This is a genomic window from Streptomyces sp. NPDC047974 (assembly GCF_040653375.1).
Lineage (GTDB): Bacteria > Actinomycetota > Actinomycetes > Streptomycetales > Streptomycetaceae > Streptomyces.
Window position 1 is genome coordinate 81,294 of sequence record NZ_JBEZNU010000013.1, and the last position, 16,295, is coordinate 97,588.

The 16,295-nt window shown below is 72.6% G+C and carries 16 protein-coding genes; 15 read left to right on the forward strand and 1 reads right to left on the reverse strand.

Annotated elements, in window-relative coordinates:
* Positions 1-133: 133 nt before the first annotated feature.
* From AB0E19_RS19850 to AB0E19_RS19920, 15 genes are all read left to right on the forward strand, one after another.
* Complete coding sequence (locus AB0E19_RS19850; protein WP_362181491.1) at positions 134-1,153, forward strand: sugar ABC transporter substrate-binding protein; 1,020 nt, start codon at positions 134-136, stop codon at positions 1,151-1,153.
* Positions 1,150-2,214, forward strand: coding sequence for an ABC transporter permease (locus AB0E19_RS19855; RefSeq protein ID WP_362181494.1), 1,065 nt, complete (start codon positions 1,150-1,152; stop codon positions 2,212-2,214). Before AB0E19_RS19850 ends, AB0E19_RS19855 begins: the two co-directional genes overlap by 4 nt.
* Positions 2,211-3,008, forward strand: coding sequence for an ATP-binding cassette domain-containing protein (locus AB0E19_RS19860; RefSeq protein ID WP_362181497.1), 798 nt, complete (start codon positions 2,211-2,213; stop codon positions 3,006-3,008). Before AB0E19_RS19855 ends, AB0E19_RS19860 begins: the two co-directional genes overlap by 4 nt.
* 55 nt (positions 3,009-3,063) lie before the next feature.
* A complete protein-coding gene (locus tag AB0E19_RS19865) occupies positions 3,064-4,227 on the forward strand; it encodes an ROK family glucokinase (RefSeq protein ID WP_189945947.1) in 1,164 nt (387 codons plus the stop codon).
* A complete protein-coding gene (locus AB0E19_RS19870; protein WP_362181501.1) occupies positions 4,224-4,826 on the forward strand; it encodes a hypothetical protein in 603 nt (200 codons plus the stop codon). Before AB0E19_RS19865 ends, AB0E19_RS19870 begins: the two co-directional genes overlap by 4 nt.
* A gap of 87 nt (positions 4,827-4,913) precedes the next feature.
* The gene (gene glsA / locus AB0E19_RS19875; RefSeq protein ID WP_362181504.1) at positions 4,914-6,194 is read left to right on the forward strand and encodes a glutaminase A; all 1,281 of its coding nucleotides are present in this window, start codon (positions 4,914-4,916) and stop codon (positions 6,192-6,194) included.
* Positions 6,195-6,342: 148 nt separating this feature from the next.
* Positions 6,343-7,779, forward strand: a complete 1,437-nt coding sequence (locus AB0E19_RS19880; RefSeq protein ID WP_362181508.1) for a DEAD/DEAH box helicase — start codon at positions 6,343-6,345, stop codon at positions 7,777-7,779.
* 74 nt (positions 7,780-7,853) lie between these two features.
* Positions 7,854-9,119 (forward strand): alpha/beta fold hydrolase, encoded by a 1,266-nt coding sequence (locus AB0E19_RS19885; protein ID WP_362181511.1) that lies wholly within the window; start codon positions 7,854-7,856, stop codon positions 9,117-9,119.
* Positions 9,120-9,171: 52 nt separating this feature from the next.
* Entirely contained in the window at positions 9,172-9,804 is a 633-nt protein-coding gene (locus tag AB0E19_RS19890; RefSeq protein WP_362181514.1) for an MBL fold metallo-hydrolase, read from the forward strand.
* A gap of 45 nt (positions 9,805-9,849) precedes the next feature.
* Positions 9,850-10,629: an exodeoxyribonuclease III gene (locus AB0E19_RS19895; RefSeq protein WP_362181517.1), complete on the forward strand. Its 780-nt coding sequence runs from the start codon at positions 9,850-9,852 to the stop codon at positions 10,627-10,629.
* Positions 10,630-10,712: 83 nt separating this feature from the next.
* Positions 10,713-11,150, forward strand: a complete 438-nt coding sequence (locus AB0E19_RS19900; RefSeq protein ID WP_360610057.1) for a DUF6278 family protein — start codon at positions 10,713-10,715, stop codon at positions 11,148-11,150.
* 131 nt (positions 11,151-11,281) lie between these two features.
* On the forward strand, positions 11,282-12,025 hold the full coding sequence (locus tag AB0E19_RS19905) for an amino acid ABC transporter ATP-binding protein (protein ID WP_360610056.1): 744 nt from the start codon (positions 11,282-11,284) through the stop codon (positions 12,023-12,025).
* A gap of 14 nt (positions 12,026-12,039) precedes the next feature.
* Entirely contained in the window at positions 12,040-12,969 is a 930-nt protein-coding gene (locus AB0E19_RS19910; protein ID WP_362181523.1) for a glutamate ABC transporter substrate-binding protein, read from the forward strand.
* Positions 12,970-13,000: 31 nt separating this feature from the next.
* Positions 13,001-13,645, forward strand: a complete 645-nt coding sequence (locus AB0E19_RS19915; protein ID WP_362181526.1) for an amino acid ABC transporter permease — start codon at positions 13,001-13,003, stop codon at positions 13,643-13,645.
* Positions 13,642-14,508 carry an amino acid ABC transporter permease gene (locus tag AB0E19_RS19920; RefSeq protein ID WP_362181529.1) on the forward strand — a complete coding sequence of 289 codons (867 nt, stop codon included), beginning with the start codon at positions 13,642-13,644 and terminating at the stop codon, positions 14,506-14,508. The genes AB0E19_RS19915 and AB0E19_RS19920 overlap by 4 nt, the downstream gene beginning before the upstream one ends.
* A gap of 52 nt (positions 14,509-14,560) precedes the next feature.
* Here the strand turns inward: AB0E19_RS19920 and AB0E19_RS19925 are convergent, their stop codons facing one another.
* Positions 14,561-16,123 carry an alpha/beta fold hydrolase gene (locus AB0E19_RS19925; RefSeq protein WP_362181532.1) on the reverse strand — a complete coding sequence of 521 codons (1,563 nt, stop codon included), beginning with the start codon at positions 16,121-16,123 and terminating at the stop codon, positions 14,561-14,563.
* Positions 16,124-16,295: the final 172 nt, after the last annotated feature.

The following is a 16,295-nucleotide window of genomic DNA, read 5'->3' on the forward strand; positions in this document are numbered from 1 at the left end:
GGTGTCAAGGCGGTCCCGCCGCTGGTCCGTACGTAGGCCGCGCCGGTGCGGGGTAGGCCCCCTGGCGAGCCGCGGTACCCGCATGACCGATACTGCAATGCACGCAGAAGGACACAAAGGAGGGCACGGCCTCGTGACCAGGCTTCGGACAGGAGGGGTACGCGCCGCGATCGGCGCCGTGCTCGCACTCGCGCTCACGGGAGCGCTCGCCGGGTGCAGCAGCACGGGCGGCAAGCGGGCCGAGGACGCCCGCAAGGCGGCCGCGGCCCAGGGCCGGGCGGCCGTGGACACCCCCCGCTGGACCTTCGCGATGGTGACCCACTCGGGCGACGGGGACACCTTCTGGGACATCGTCCAGAACGGCGCCGAACAGGCCGCCGCCAAGGACAACATCAACTTCCTGTACGCGCACGACGCCGAGGCGCAGCAGCAGGCGCAGCTGATCGACTCGTACGTCGCCAAGGGCGTCGACGGGCTGATCGTCACCCTCGCCAAGCCCGACGCCATGAAGGCCTCCGTGGAGAAGGCCGTCAAGGCCGGCATCCCGGTGATCACCGTGAACTCGGGCGCCGAGCAGTCCAAGGCCTTCGGCGCCCTCACCCACATCGGCCAGGACGAGACCGTCGCCGGCCAGGCCGTCGGCGAGGAACTCACCCGGCGCGGGAAGAAGAAGGCCCTCTGCGTCCTGCACGAGCAGGGCAACGTCGGCCACGAGCAGCGCTGCGCCGGCACGAAGGAGACCTTCGACGGCGAACTGGTCGACCTCTACGTCGACGGCACCAACATGCCCGACGTGAAGGCGTCCATCGAGGCCAAGCTCCAGTCCGACAAGGACGTCGACGCCGTCGTCACCCTCGGCGCCCCCTTCGCCGACGCCGCCGCCCAGGCCGCGAAGAGCGCCGGCAGCCAGGCCGAGATCGACACCTTCGACCTCAACGCCAAGGTCGCCGCCGCCCTGGCGGCCGGCACCCTCGGCTTCGCCGTCGACCAGCAGCCCTATCTCCAGGGGTACGAGGCCGTCGACCTGCTCTGGCTCTACCGCTACAACGCCGACGTCCTCGGCGGCGGCAAGCCCGTCCTCACCGGACCGCAGATCATCACCAAGGACCAGGCCGCGGAGCTCCGGCGGTACACGGAGCGGGGGACCCGATGAGCGCCACCGCGCCCCCGTCCGCGCCGGGCGACGGCCTCGACCACGTCGACGAACGCCTGCTGCGCACCACCCCGCTGAAGAAGCTCCTCGCCCGCCCCGAACTGGGCTCGGTCGTCGGCGCGATCGCCGTCTTCGTCTTCTTCGCGGTCGCCGCCGACAGCTTCCTGCGCCCCGCCAGCCTCGGCACCGTCCTGTACGCGGCCTCCACCCTCGGCATCATGGCCGTCCCGGTCGCGCTGCTGATGATCGGCGGCGAGTTCGACCTGTCCGCCGGCGTCCTGGTCACCAGCTCCGCGCTGGTCTCCTCGATGTTCAGCTACCAGATGACCGCGAACGTCTGGGTCGGCGTCGGCGTCTCGCTGCTGGTCACGCTGGCCATCGGCGCCTTCAACGGCTTCATGTTGACCCGTACGAAACTGCCCAGCTTCATCATCACGCTCGGCACCTTCCTCATGCTCACGGGTCTGAACCTCGGCCTCACCAAGCTGATCACCGGCACCGTCTCCACCAAGTCGATCGCCGACATGGAGGGCTTCCCCTCCGCCCACGCCGTCTTCGCCTCGACCCTCACCGTCGGGAGCGTGGAGCTGAAGGTCACCATCCTGTGGTGGCTCGGCCTGGTGGCCGTCGCCACCTGGATCCTGCTCCGCACCCGCTTCGGCAACTGGATCTTCGCGGTCGGCGGCGGCGCCGACGCGGCCCGCGCGGTCGGCGTCCCGGTCTACCGGACCAAGATCGGCCTCTACCTGGGCGTCGCCTTCAGCGCCTGGGTCGCCGGCCAGCACCTGCTCTTCTCCTTCGACGTCGTCCAGTCCGGCGAGGGCGTCGGCAACGAGCTGATCTACATCATCGCGGCCGTCATCGGCGGCTGTCTGATCACCGGCGGCTACGGCTCGGCCATCGGCTCCGCCGTCGGCGCCCTCATCTTCGGCATGACCAGCAAGGGCATCGTCTACGCCGAGTGGAACCCCGACTGGTTCAAGTTCTTCCTGGGCGCGATGCTGCTCCTCGCGACGCTCCTGAACGCCTGGATCCGCAAGCGCGTGGAGGCCACCAAGTGACGGCACCGACGACGACCCCGCTGGTGGAGCTCGACGACGTCTCCAAGTACTACGGCAACATCCGGGCCCTCGAAGGGGTCTCCCTGGAGGTCGCGGCCGGCGAGATCACCTGCGTCCTCGGCGACAACGGCGCCGGCAAGTCCACCCTCATCAAGATCGTCGCCGGACTCCACCGGCACGACGCCGGCACCTTCCGCATCGAGGGCGAGGAGGTCGCCCTCGCCAACCCGCGCGACGCCCTCGACCGGGGCATCGCCACCGTGTACCAGGACCTCGCCGTCGTCCCGCTCATGCCCGTCTGGCGCAACTTCTTCCTCGGCTCCGAGCCGACGAAGGGCAAGGGTCCCCTCAAGCGGCTCGACGTCGAACGGATGCGGACCACCACCCGTGAGGCGCTGCTCCGCATGGGCATCGACCTGCGCGACGTCGACCAGCCCATCGGCACCCTCTCCGGCGGCGAACGCCAGTGCGTGGCCATCGCCCGAGCGGTCCACTTCGGCGCCAAGGTCCTCGTCCTCGACGAGCCGACCGCCGCCCTCGGCGTCAAGCAGTCCGGCGTCGTCCTCAAGTACGTCGCCGCCGCCCGCGACCAGGGCCTCGGCGTGGTCCTCATCACCCACAACCCGCACCACGCCTACCTCGTCGGCTACCGCTTCGTGCTGCTCAAGCGCGGCGTGATGGCCGCGAGCCACACCAAGGACTCGGTGACGCTCGACGAGTTGACCCGCCAGATGGCGGGCGGCAGCGAGCTCGACGACCTCCGCCACGAGCTGGAGCGGCCCGCCGGACCGTGACCCGCCCCGGCCTTCATCACGCGGACCCGACGTCCCTCCTGGCAGAATCGAGCCGATGAGTACCTACCGTGACCCCGCCGCCCGGGGCGGTGTCCTGCGGACCGTCGGGACCCGAGAGCGGCGCTCCCACCTGTCGGCTCCCCGGGTGCCGACGGTGGGCATCGACATCGGCGGGACGAAGGTGATGGCGGGCGTCGTCGACGCCGACGGCACCATCCTGGAGAAGATCCGCACCGAGACCCCCGACAAGTCCAAGAGCCCCAAGGTCGTCGAGGACACCATCGTCGAGCTGGTCCTGGACCTCTCCGACCGGCACGACGTGCACGCCGTCGGCATCGGCGCGGCCGGCTGGGTCGACGCCGACCGGGCCCGCGTCCTCTTCGCCCCCCACCTGGCCTGGCGCAACGAACCCCTCAGGGACGCCCTCCAGGACCGGCTCGCCGTCCCCGTCATGGTGGACAACGACGCCAACACCGCCGCCTGGGCCGAATGGCGCTTCGGCGCGGGACGCGGCGAGGACCACCTCGTCATGATCACCCTCGGTACGGGCATCGGCGGGGCCATCCTGGAGGACGGCAAGGTCAAGCGGGGCAAGTTCGGCGTCGCCGGCGAGTTCGGCCACATGCAGGTCGTGCCCGGCGGCCACCGCTGCCCCTGCGGCAACCGCGGCTGCTGGGAGCAGTACAGCTCCGGCAACGCCCTGGTCCGCGAGGCCCGCGAGCTGGCCGCCGCCGACTCCCCGGTCGCGTACAACATCATCGAGCGGGTCAAGGGCAGCGTCCCCGACATCACCGGCCCCCTCATCACCGAGCTGGCCCGCGAGGGCGACGCCATGTGCGTCGAGCTGTTCCAGGACATCGGCCAGTGGCTCGGCGTCGGCATCGCCAACCTCGCCGCCGCCCTCGACCCCTCCTGCTTCGTCATCGGCGGCGGCGTCTCCGCCGCCGACGACCTGCTCATCGGCCCGGCCCGGGAGGCCTTCCGCCGCCACCTCACCGGCCGCGGCTACCGGCCCGAGGCCCGGATCACCCGCGCCCAGCTCGGCCCCGAGGCCGGCATGGTCGGCGCCGCCGACCTCGCCCGGCTCGTCGCCCGCCGCTTCCGCCGCGCCAACCGGCGCCGGGTGGAGCGCTACGAGCGGTACGAGCGCTACGCGCAGGCCTTCCGCGCCGGCACCCACGGGCGCACCCCCCGCACCCCCGAGGACCCCGGCTCATGACCGTCCACCAGCAGCCCGCGAGCCCGCCCGAGGAGCGGCTCCCCGAGGAGCGCCCCGACCGGCAGCGGCTGCCGGAGGAGCGGGGGCGGGTGCTGCGCCGCCGCTGGCTGACGGCGGTCATCATCGTGCTGCTCGTCGGCATCCCCGCCGGCTATCTGGTGATCTCCGCCGGGCAGAGCCGGGAGAGCGGCATCGACAAGGAGCGCGAGTCCTCCGTCGTCGGCCTCCAGGACAACTGGCCCTCGCTGATGAAGCGCCGGGTCTTCGAGGTCCCCGTCCCGGCGGGCGCCTCCGGCGTCGCCTACTACGAGACCAGCAACTGGAAGACCAGCCGGCTGTACGTGCGGTTCACCACCACGGCGACCGGCCTCGACACCTTCCTCGCCGAGTCCGGCACCGGCCGCGCCGCGCTCACCCCGGGCCGGATCACCGTCTCCGACCGGGACGCCGACATCGTCGGCTGGACCTTCCCCGACGGCCTGAGCTGGTCCGGCACCACCGTCGACCGCGAGGACCCCCGCCCGTCCACCGACCTCACCGTCGACCTCACGGACCCGGCCTTCCCCCGCGTCTTCGCCGTCTCCACCACCAGCCCCTGAGCCCTCCCCGGGATCCCGAGGAGGGGCGGGCGCGCCCGGCCCGGGGGAGGCTGGAGTCCGCACCCGCCCCGAGGAAGGCCCGATGCGATGGATCCGGTGACCGACGCCCTGGACGAGGTCCACCGACGGATGCGCGGACTGCGCGACGGACAGGTCGCCGACTACATCCCCCAGCTGGCGACGGCCGACCCCGACGACTTCGGCATCGCCCTCGTCAGCATGGCCGGGCACGTCTACCGGGCCGGGCGGACGGACCTCCCGTTCACCGTCCAGTCGGTGTCCAAGCCCTTCGTGTACGCGCTCGCGCTGGACGACCTCGGCGCCGACGAGGTGCTGCGCCGGGTCGGCGCGGAACCGAGCGGCGACCCCTTCAACGCCATCAGCCTGGCCCCGGGCACCGGGCGCCCCGCCAACCCGATGATCAACGCCGGCGCGATCGCCACCACCGCGCTGGTCCGCGCCGACGGCCCGGCGGCGCGCTTCCGGCGCATCCTCGACCACCTCTCCGCCTTCGCCGGCCGGCCGCTCGACGTCGACGAGGACGTCTACGCCAGCGAGGCCGCGACCGGCGACCGGAACCGCGCCCTGGCCTATCTGATGCGCTCGGCGGGCTCGCTGCGCGCCGACCCGGACGAGACCGTCGACACGTACTTCCGCCAGTGCTCCGTCCGGGTCACCGTCGTCGACCTGGCGGTGATGGCGGCGACTCTCGCCAACGGCGGCCGCAATCCCGTCACCTCCGTCCAGGTCGTCTCCGAGCCCGACGCCGTCCGCACCCTGGCGGTCATGGCCACCTGCGGCATGTACGACGCCGCGGGCGAGTGGCTCCTCGACGTCGGGCTGCCCGCGAAGAGCGGTGTCTCCGGCGGGCTCATCGCCGCGAGCCCGGCCCGCTTCGGCGTCGCCGTCCACAGCCCTCCGCTGGACGGGTCCGGCAACCCGGTCCGCGGCGTGGCGGCCCTGCGCGCCATGTCGGAGCGCTTCGGGCTGCACATCATGCACGGCCCGGGAGTGCGCGCCACGACCGTGACCGGCGCCGAGCGCTTCGAGCACCACGGGCGGCCCGTCGGCGTGGTGACCGCCCAGGGGACCCTGGAGTTCACCGAGTTCGAGGCGCTGGTGCAGGCCGTGCGGGAGATCACCCCGGCCACCCCGGGCCGGGTCGTCCTGGACCTGACGGGCGTCACGGCGGTGCTGCCGGGATCGGCGGCCGGCCTGGCCGCGATCCTCGACGATCTCGCCGAGCACGGCCACGGCACCGCCGTCGCCGCGCAGCGGCCCTTCGTCGAGGCCGCCGAGGGCCGCCCCCGCACCTGGCGGCTCTTCCCCACCCGCGCCGAGGCCCTGGCCTGGTGCCGCGCCGACTGACCCGCCGCCGCCCCGGCCCCGGCGGTGCCGGGACCCCCGCCGTTCCGGCGTACCCCGGCCCGTACGGATCCCGGCCCCGGGGCCCGTGGAGACGCCCGCCTCACGGCGCCGGGGCTCCGGACGGCGGCGGTGACCCACAATGGACCTCATGAACCGCTCCTCCCGCCCGGACCACAGCCCCCGCCCCGTCGTCTCCAAGGACGACTTCGCGCAGCCGGTCAGCCACACCCCGGCCCTGCCCGCCGTCGCCTCCTTCGACGAGCTCGGGCTCCCCGCGGAGGTGCGGGAACTGCTCACCGCCCAGGGGGTCACCACCCCGTTCCCGATCCAGGCCGCCACCCTGCCGAACGCCCTCGCCGGGCGGGACGTGCTGGGGCGGGGGCGGACCGGGTCCGGCAAGACGCTCGCCTTCGGGCTGCCGCTGCTCGCGCGCACCGCCGGGCTGCGGGCCGAGGCGCGCAAGCCGCGGGCGCTGGTCCTCGTCCCCACCCGCGAGCTGGCCCAGCAGGTCACCGACGCGCTCGCCCCCTACGCCGCCGCGCTGCGGCTGCGGATGACCACCGTGGTCGGCGGCATGTCGATCGGCCGGCAGGCCACCGCGCTCCGCGAGGGCGCCGAGGTCGTCGTCGCGACCCCCGGCCGGCTCATGGACCTCGTCGAGCGCAAGGACGTGCGCCTCGACCGGGTCGCGATCACGGTCCTCGACGAGGCCGACCAGATGGCCGACATGGGCTTCATGGACCAGGTCACCGGGGTGCTCGACCTGGTCCGCGAGGGGGGCCAGCGGATGCTGTTCTCCGCCACCCTCGACAAGAACGTCGACCTGCTGGTCCAGCGCTACCTCCACGACCCGGTGGTCCACTCCGTGGACCCCTCGGCCGCCGCCGTCACCACCATGGAGCACCACGTCCTCCAGGTGCACGGCGCCGACAAGTTCGCCACCGCCACGGAGATCGCCGCCCGCGACGGGCGCGTGATCATGTTCCTGGCGACCAAGGCGGCCGTCGACCGCTTCACCGCGCACCTGCGCGGCAGCGGAGTCCGGGCCGCCGCCCTGCACGGAGACAAGTCGCAGCCGCTGCGGACCCGCACCCTGGAGCGGTTCCGGACCGGCGAGGTGCCGGTCCTGGTGGCCACCAACGTCGCCGCGCGCGGCATCCACGTCGACGACATCGACCTCGTCGTGAACGTCGACCCGCCCGCCGACCACAAGGACTACCTGCACCGCGGCGGCCGCACCGCCCGCGCCGGCGGCTCGGGCACCGTGGTCACCCTCGTCCTGCCCGACCAGCGCAAGGACGTCCTGCGCCTCATGTCCGACGCCGGACTGCGGCCCCAGGTCACCCAGGTCCGCTCCGGCGAGGCCGAGCTCAGCCGCATCACCGGCGCCAAGGCCCCCTCCGGCGTCCCCGTCGAGGGCAGCGCGCCCAGCCCCGAGCGCCCCAAGCGCGGCGGCGCGCAGTACCGCGGCATCGGCACGGTCCCCGGCAAGCCCGGCCGCGCCAGGAACGAGTCCCGCCGCTCCGCCGAGGAACGCAAGCTCGCCGAGGCCCGCAAGGCCGCCCGGGTCCGCCGCGGCCGCTGATCCCGCTCCCGCGCGCGCCGGGGAACTCCGCCCCGGCGGCGTGCCGGATCCGGCGGGATGAGAGGGTCGGGCGAGTGAGTGAGACACCGACGAACACCCTGCAATACCGAGTCGACGGGCCCGAGGACGCGCCCGTCCTGGTCCTGGGCCCCTCGTTGGGCACCACCTTCCACATGTGGGACCGGCAGATCCCGGAGCTGATCCGGGACCGCCGGGTGGTCCGCTTCGACCTCCCCGGACACGGCGGCGCGCCCGCGCAGCCCTTCACCTCCGTCGCGGAGCTCGGGGACCGGGTCCTCGCCACCCTCGACACCCTCGGCGTCCAGCGCTTCGGCTACGCCGGCTGCTCCCTCGGCGGCGCCGTCGGCCTGGACCTCGCCCTGCGCGCCCCGCACCGGGTCGCCTCGCTGGCCCTGGTCGCCACCGCGCCCCGCTTCGGCACCGCCGACGAGTTCCGGCAGCGCGGGGTCGTGGTCCGCACCAACGGCCTGGAGCCGATGGCCCGCACCGCGCCCGAGCAGTGGTTCACCCCGCACTTCGCCGCCAACCAGCCCGCCATCGTCGACTGGGCCGTCCAGATGGTGCGGACCACCGACGCCACCTGCTACGTCGCCGCCTGCGAGGCCCTCGCCGTCTTCGACGTCCGGGCCGCCCTCGGCAGCATCGGGGTGCCCGCGCTCGTCCTGGTCGGCTCCGAGGACCGGGTCACCGGCCCCGCCGAGGCCCGCACCCTCGTCGCCGGCATCGCCGACGCCAAGCTCGCCGTCGTCCCGGGCGCCTCCCACCTCGCCCCCGTCGAACAGCCGGCCGCCGTCACCGACCTGCTCCTGGAGCACTTCTCGGCGACCTCCCACGAGACCAGCGGCACCCTGGCCGTGCCGCCGCCCGTCCCCGCCCCCGCCCCGGTCGAGCCCGCGCCCGCCCCGGAGGCCCCCGAGGACGGCGAGGAGACCCCGGCCGGCCGGCCCGACCCGTACGAGAAGGGGCTCGGGCTGCGCCGCGAGATCCTCGGCGACGCCCACGTAGACCGGGCGCTCGCCGACGAGGACGCCGCCGACTTCCAGGAGCTCGTCACCCGCTACGCCTGGGGCGAAGTCTGGGCCAGGGAAGGACTCGACCGGCGCACCCGCAGCGTCGTCACCCTCACGGCCCTCGTCGCCGGCGGACACCGGGAGGCGCTCGCCGACCACACCCGCGCCGCCCTGCGCAACGGCCTCTCGCCGGCCGAGATCCGCGAGATCGTGCTGCACACCGCCGTCTACTGCGGCCTCCCCGCCGCCGAGACCGCCCTCGCCACCGTCGGCCGGATCATCACCGAGGAGACCACGCCGCCCGCGTAGGCCGTGGCCTTCGGACCACGCCGGGCCCGCACGCCCGGCGTAGGGTGAGGCCGTGAAGCTGACGAAGAAGTCCCACGCCTGCGTCCGGCTGGAGAAGGACGGGCGGACGCTCGTCCTCGACCCCGGGACGTTCACGGAGGAGGACGCCGTGCTCGGCGCGGACGCCCTCCTCGTCACCCACGAACACCCGGACCACTTCGACGAGGGCCGGCTGCGCGCCGCCCTGGACGCCGGTCCGGCCACCGAGCTCTGGACCCTGCGCAGCGTCGCCGAGCAGCTGGCCGCCGCCTACCCCGGCCGCGTCCACACCGTCGGCGACGGCGACACCTTCACCGCCGCCGGCTTCGACGTCGAGGTCCACGGCGAGCTGCACGCCGTGATCCACCCCGACATCCCGCGCGTCACCAACGTGGGCTTCCTCGTCGACGGCGCCGTCTTCCACCCCGGCGACGCCCTCACCGTCCCCGGCCGGCCGGTGGACACCCTGCTGCTGCCGGTGATGGCGCCCTGGAACAAGATCTCCGAGGTCATCGACTACGTCCGCGAGGTGAAGCCGCGCCGGGCGTACGACATCCACGACGCGCTCCTCACCGACCTGGCCCGGCCGATCTACGACCGGCAGATCGGCGCGCTCGGCGGCACCGACCACCAGCGGCTCGCCTCCGGCGCCTCCGTCGGCCTGTGAGCCGGCTCCGGGCCGTTGTCGGTGCCCGCCAGTAGGGTGGGGCCCATGCGCATCGCCACCTGGAACGTCAATTCGATCACCGCCCGGCTGCCCCGGCTGCTGGCCTGGCTGGAGAGCAGCGGCACCGACGTGCTGTGCATCCAGGAGACCAAGTGCAGCGCCGAGCAGTTCCCCGCCGAGGCGCTGAAGGAACTGGGCTACGAGTCGGCGGTCAACGCCACCGGCAGGTGGAACGGCGTGGCCCTGCTCTCCCGGGTCGGCTTCGAGGACGTGGTCACCGGCCTGCCCGGCGGTCCCGAGTACGACGGCGTGCAGGAGCCCCGGGCGATCTCCGCCACCTGCGGCCCGGTCCGCGTCTGGTCGGTCTACGTGCCGAACGGCCGGGAGGTCGCCCACGAGCACTACGCGTACAAGCTGCGCTGGCTGGAGGCGCTGAAGGCGGCCGTCGCCGAGGACGCGGCCGGCGGGCGCCCCTTCGCCGTGCTCGGCGACTACAACATCGCGCCGACCGACACCGACGTCTGGGACGTCTCCCTCTTCGAGGGCGCCACCCACGTCACCGAGCCCGAGCGCGCGGCCCTCGCCGGCCTGCGCGAGGCCGGCCTCGCCGACGTCGTCCCGCGCCCCCTCAAGTACGACCACCCGTACACGTACTGGGACTACCGCCAGCTCGCCTTCCCCAAGAACAACGGCATGCGCATCGACCTGGTGTACGGCAACAAGCCCTTCGCCGAGGCCGTGAAGGACAGCTACGTGGACCGCGAGGAGCGCAAGGGCAAGGGCGCCTCCGACCACGCGCCGGTCGTCGTCGACCTCGACCTCTGACCCGGGCCGCCCCGACGGGGCGGTCCCGTCGATCTCCGCGTGCCGGGTGGTGGTCCGGCAGGTGACGGTGCGACGCTGTTCCGATGAACATCCCGTTTCTCGGCCACTGGCGCAAGCGGCACGAGCCCGAGCCGTCCCCGCTGGCCGCGGCGTACGACCGGGACCCCGAGGGCGTGGCGGAGCTGCTCGCCGAGTGCGAGCTGCTCCGCGCCCGGGTGGAGGCGGCGGGCGTCGAGCTCGACGACAGCCCGCGCTCGCTGGAGGCGCTGGACCAGCTCCCGCCGCGCTGGCGCGACGACCCCGAGGAGCTGCCGTGGTTCGGCAACGACGCGGGGCTCTACCTCGGCACCGTCATCGTGCGGACCGTGCCGGGGGCCCGCTGGCAGGTGTGGCCGAACGGCGGTCCGGTCGTCGTCCTGGAGTCCGGACGCGAGATCCCCGTCGTCGAGTACGGCGTGGAGTGGGCGATGACCGGCGCTCCCGAACTCTCCCAGGTGTACGCCGAAGCCGCCGAGCAGTGACGTAAATACGGCTAATCCCCGATTACCCCTTTCGGGCGTGTCGGGCGTGAAGTCCCTTTTCCCGGCGGATAGTTTGCGCTGTCTCGACACACCGCATCGGCACACCGCTGAGAAATGGGGCAGGGCAGCGCATGACCGTCGATCCGCTGATCGAACTGCGTGGCGTCAACAAGCACTACGGCACACTGCACGTCCTCCAGGGCATCGACCTCACCGTCGGCCGCGGCGAGGTCGTCGTCGTCATCGGCCCCTCGGGCTCCGGCAAGTCCACCCTCTGCCGGGCGATGAACCGCCTGGAGACCATCGAGTCCGGCGAGATCCGCATCGACGGCCGCCCCCTCCCCGAGGAGGGCAAGGACCTCGCCCGGCTGCGCGCCGAGGTCGGCATGGTCTTCCAGTCCTTCAACCTCTTCGCCCACAAGACCGTCCTCGCCAACGTCTCGCTGGCGCAGATCAAGGTCCGCCGGCGCGGGAAGGAGGAGGCCGACCGCCGCTCCCGCGCCCTCCTCGATCGCGTCGGCCTCGCCGCCCACGCCGAGAAGTACCCGGCCCAGCTCTCCGGCGGCCAGCAGCAGCGCGTCGCCATCGCCCGGGCCCTCGCCATGGACCCCAAGGCGCTGCTCTTCGACGAGCCGACCTCCGCCCTCGACCCGGAGATGATCAACGAGGTCCTGGAGGTCATGCAGCAACTGGCGCACGACGGCATGACCATGGTCGTCGTCACCCACGAGATGGGCTTCGCCCGCTCCGCAGCCAACCGCGTCGTCTTCATGGCCGACGGGCGGATCCTGGAGGACCGCGCCCCCGAGGAGTTCTTCACCGCCCCGCGCAGCGAGCGCGCCAAGGACTTCCTCTCCAAGATCCTCTCGCACTGACCGGGGTGGGAACCATGCCGCGCACGCACCGACGCCCGGGCGCCCTCGCCCTCGCCCTGCTGCTCGCCACCGCGGGCTCCCTCCTGGCCGGCTGCGGCCGGCCCGGCAGCCCGCCCGTGAAGGGCCCCCAGCCCGACCAACTCCCGTCCTACCGGATCCAGTCCGACGTCCGACTGCCGGACTCCTCCACCTGGAACCGGGCGCGGAAACGCGGCCGCCTGATCGTCGGCGCCAAGGAGGACCAGCCGTACCTCGGCGAGAAGGACCCGGCCACCGGCCGCTACTCCGGCTTCGACATCGAGATCGCCAAGATGATGGCCGCCTCCCTCGGCTTCGACCCGGCGACCGGCGTCGAATACCGCACCATCGCCTCCGCCAACCGCGAGACCGCCCTGCAGAACGGCCAGATCGACTACTACGTCGGCACCTACACCATCAACGACAAGCGCAAGGAGCTCGTCGGGTTCGCCGGCCCCTACTACGAGGCCGGCCAGTCCCTCCTCGTCCGCACCGACGAGGACGACATCCACGGACCGCAGGACCTCGACGGCAAGCGCGTCTGCTCCGCCGCCGGCTCCACCCCCTACCAGCGCATCCAGCGGGATTACCCGAAGGCCGAACTCGTCGCCTACGACACGTACTCCATCTGCGTCGACAACCTCCTCACCTACCAGGTCGACGCCGTCACCACCGACGACACCATCCTCATGGGCTACGCCGCCAAGGTCCCCGACGAACTGAAGCTCGCCGGAAAGCCGTTCTCGAAGGAGCCGTACGGGATCGGGGTGCCGCGCGGCGACACCGCGCTCCGCCTCGCCCTCGACGACGCGATCGCCGCGCACGAGAAGAACGGCGACTGGAAGAAGGCGTACGACGCGACCCTCGGCCTCTCCGGCGTACCGGCCCCGACGCCGCCGCCCATCGACCGCTACCCGACCGACTGAGGACCCCCACCGCTGACATGGACGTACAGACATGGACGTACTGACAGAGAACTTCTCGCTCTACGGCGAGGGTTTCCTCGGCACCCTCGAACTCACCCTCTACGCCTCGGCGCTCGCGCTCGTCCTGGGCTTCCTCATGGCGGCCTTCCGGGTCGCGCCCGTCGGCTCCTTCCGGGTCTTCGGCACCGTCTGGGTCACCATCCTCCGCAACACCCCGCTCACCCTGCTCTTCTTCGCGGTGATGCTGGGCCTGCCCCGCTTCGGGCTCGTCCTGCCCTTCGAGCTGTTCGCCGTCCTCGCGCTGGGCTGCTACACCTCCGCCTTCATCTGCGAGGCGCTGCGCTCCGGCATCAACACCGTCCCCGTCGGACAGGGCGAGGCGGCCCGCAGCCTCGGCATGAGCTTCACCCAGACCCTCGGCGCGGTCGTCCTGCCGCAGGCCTTCCGCTCGGTGATCCCGCCGATCGGCTCCACCCTGATCGCCCTCGCCAAGAACTCCGCCATCGCCGGCGCCTTCAGCGTCACCGAACTCCTGGGCACCTACAAGACCTTGAGCGAACTCGGCTACAACATCATCTGGACCTTCGTCTGGATCGCAGTCGGCTACCTGATCATCACCCTCTCCATCAGCGCGGTCTTCAACGTGATGGAGAAGCGCTGGGGGGTGGCCCGATGAGCGGGACCGAGCGGGCCAGCGCCCTCTACGACATCCCCGGCCCCCAGGCCCGCCGCCGGCACCTGCTCTACGGCCTGGCCTCCACCGCCGTGATCCTCGGCCTCGCCGCCTGGATCCTCTATCTCCTCTTCGACACCGAGCAGTTCACCGCCGTGAAGTGGCGGCCCTTCCTCTACGAGGGCATCCAGGAGCTGCTGCTGGAGGGGCTCGGCAACACGCTCAAGGCCTTCGCGCTCGCCGCCGTCCTGTCCCTGGCGCTCGGCGCGGTCCTCGCCACCGGGCGGCTCTCCGACCACCGGCCGGTGCGCTGGATCGCCACCCTGCTCGTGGAGTTCTTCCGCGCCATGCCCGTCCTCGTGATGATCTTCTTCATCTTCGTGGCGCTCAAGGTGCAGCCGCTGCCCGCGCTCGTCGCCGGACTCACCCTCTACAACGGCTCGGTGCTCGCCGAGGTCTTCCGCACCGGCGTGCACGCCGTGCCGCGCGGGCAGGGCGAGGCGGCGTACGCCCTCGGCATGCGCAAGACCCAGGTCATGACCTGGGTCCTGGTCCCGCAGGCGGTCCGGGCGATGCTGCCGGCCATCATCAGCCAGCTGGTGGTCGCCCTCAAGGACACCTCGCTCGGCTATCTCATCACCTACGAGGAGTTCCTCCACGCGGGCAAGCTGATCGCCTCCAACCTCGACTACGACCTGCCCTTCATCCCGGTCGTCCTCGTCATCTCGCCGATCTACATCGGCATGTGCATGCTGCTCTCCTGGTTCGCGACCTGGGTCGCGCGACGGGAGCGCCGCGACCCCCGCACCAAGGGGGTGGACGTCGCTCCCGCCGCACCGGTGACCACGCTGCCGGGCCGCGAGTGACCCCCGTACGGGCCCCCGCACGGGCCTGAAACCGGCCCGGCAGCAGCCGTGATCACTCCTCCCGCAGCGGCACCGACAGGTACGAGGGATCGGAAGCGGGGGAGGAGAAGGTCAGCTGCGCGCCGGCCGGGTTGTGCTCGATGTACAGCGGGTCGACGGTGTCGACCACCACCGCGAGACGGTGGCCGTCCGGGACGTCGTAGGCCGTGGAGAACAGCTCCAGGTCCACGGCGAACGGCCGGCCGGGCGTCTTGCCGTGGAAGGTGTACGGGGCGTTGCTCACCAGCTTTCCGACGCCCAGCGGGCCCACGTCGTAGAGGTACGCGACGAAGGTGCCGCTCGACGCGGTCGGGGTGACCGTGGTGTGCAGCACCGGCGTGCCGCGCACCGCCGCGCCGGAGTCGTACCGCCCGGACTGCCAGACGGCGGCGAAGGAGCGGGGGAGCAGCGGGACGGAGACGGTCGGCGGGGTCTGCGCCAGCTGGTCGAGGAGGTTGCTGAGCAGCACGATGCCGCCGTCGGCCCCGGAGTTGACGTTGGCCCAGACGTGCTCGGAGTCGTCCAGCGCGGTCCGCTCGCGGTGCGCGCCCACGGACTTCCAGTCGGCGTACCCCTCGTAGCCGCCGTCCGAGCGCGGCTTCAGCTGGACCGGCTGCTCGCGGTCGATGCCGTTGTCGGTGCCCTTGAGGTAGCGGTCGAACCAGCGGTGGGCGCTGGTCCAGGTGTCGTTGGGCAGCCCGAGGATGCCGGTGGCCTCGGCGGTGGCGTGGTCGCCGGGCCGGAACTCCAGGCGCTTGGGGCCCTGGAGCTTCTCGTAGAAGCTCGCGTACTGGTTGGGCGGGAAGATGGTGTCGCCCCAGGCGTTGCCGAGCATGATCGCGGCGCCGTTGGCGTTGATCCGGTCCAGGTAGGTGGCGGCGGAGCGCTGCCGCCCCCAGGCGATCATCTCGTCCTCCTGGTCGAGGTTCGAGGAGAGGAAGTCGCCGAGGATCTTCTCCAGTTCGGGCCCCGGACGGCCGGTGAGGTATCCGGCTCCGCCGAGCAGGGCGGCGGCCTGGAGGTGCTGGGTGCGGCCGCCGTAGATGGAGTCGATGAGGTCGGCCCAGCCGCTGAGCGCGGCGACCGCCTTGATCCGGGAGTCGTGCGCGGCGGCGAGCAGGCTGATGCCGGCGCCGTAACTCACCCCGGCCATACCGACCTTGGCCGGGTCGGCCGGGGTGTGGGCGAGCGCCCAGTCGATCACCTTCGACGCGTCGGCGATGTCCTTCGGTCCGGCGGTCTCGATCTCCCCGCCGGACTCCCAGAAGCCGCGCGAGTTGTAACTCACCACGACGTAACCGGAGTCGGCGAGCTTCTGCGCCTGTGCCAGGTACTCGACCTGGGGCATGGCCCAGCTGGTGGGCAGCACGACGACCGGGAAGCGGGCGGAGCCGTCCGCCCCGGCGGGCGTGACGACGTTGGCCTTGAGCACGGTGCCGCCGTCTCCGGCGATGTCGACGAACCGGATCGACGTGCCGCTCGTGCCGGACTCCGCGGCGTGGGCGGCGGGGGAGAGCGACAGGGCCGTCCCGGCCAGCAGCGCGGCCGAGACGGCGAGGGCCAGGGGTGTACGCACGGGCCACTCCTCGATGGGGGGTCGCCGATGGGGGTCGGCGAGGTGGCCCGACGGTAACCGCGTCGCGCTACCCGTGGTAACCGGTCGGTAAGTTACGTGCGGGTAACGATTGCGGTGCGGGGCGGCGTGGGGCGGTGCGGGGCGGTGCGGGTGCGGCCCCGGGCCCGTGGCC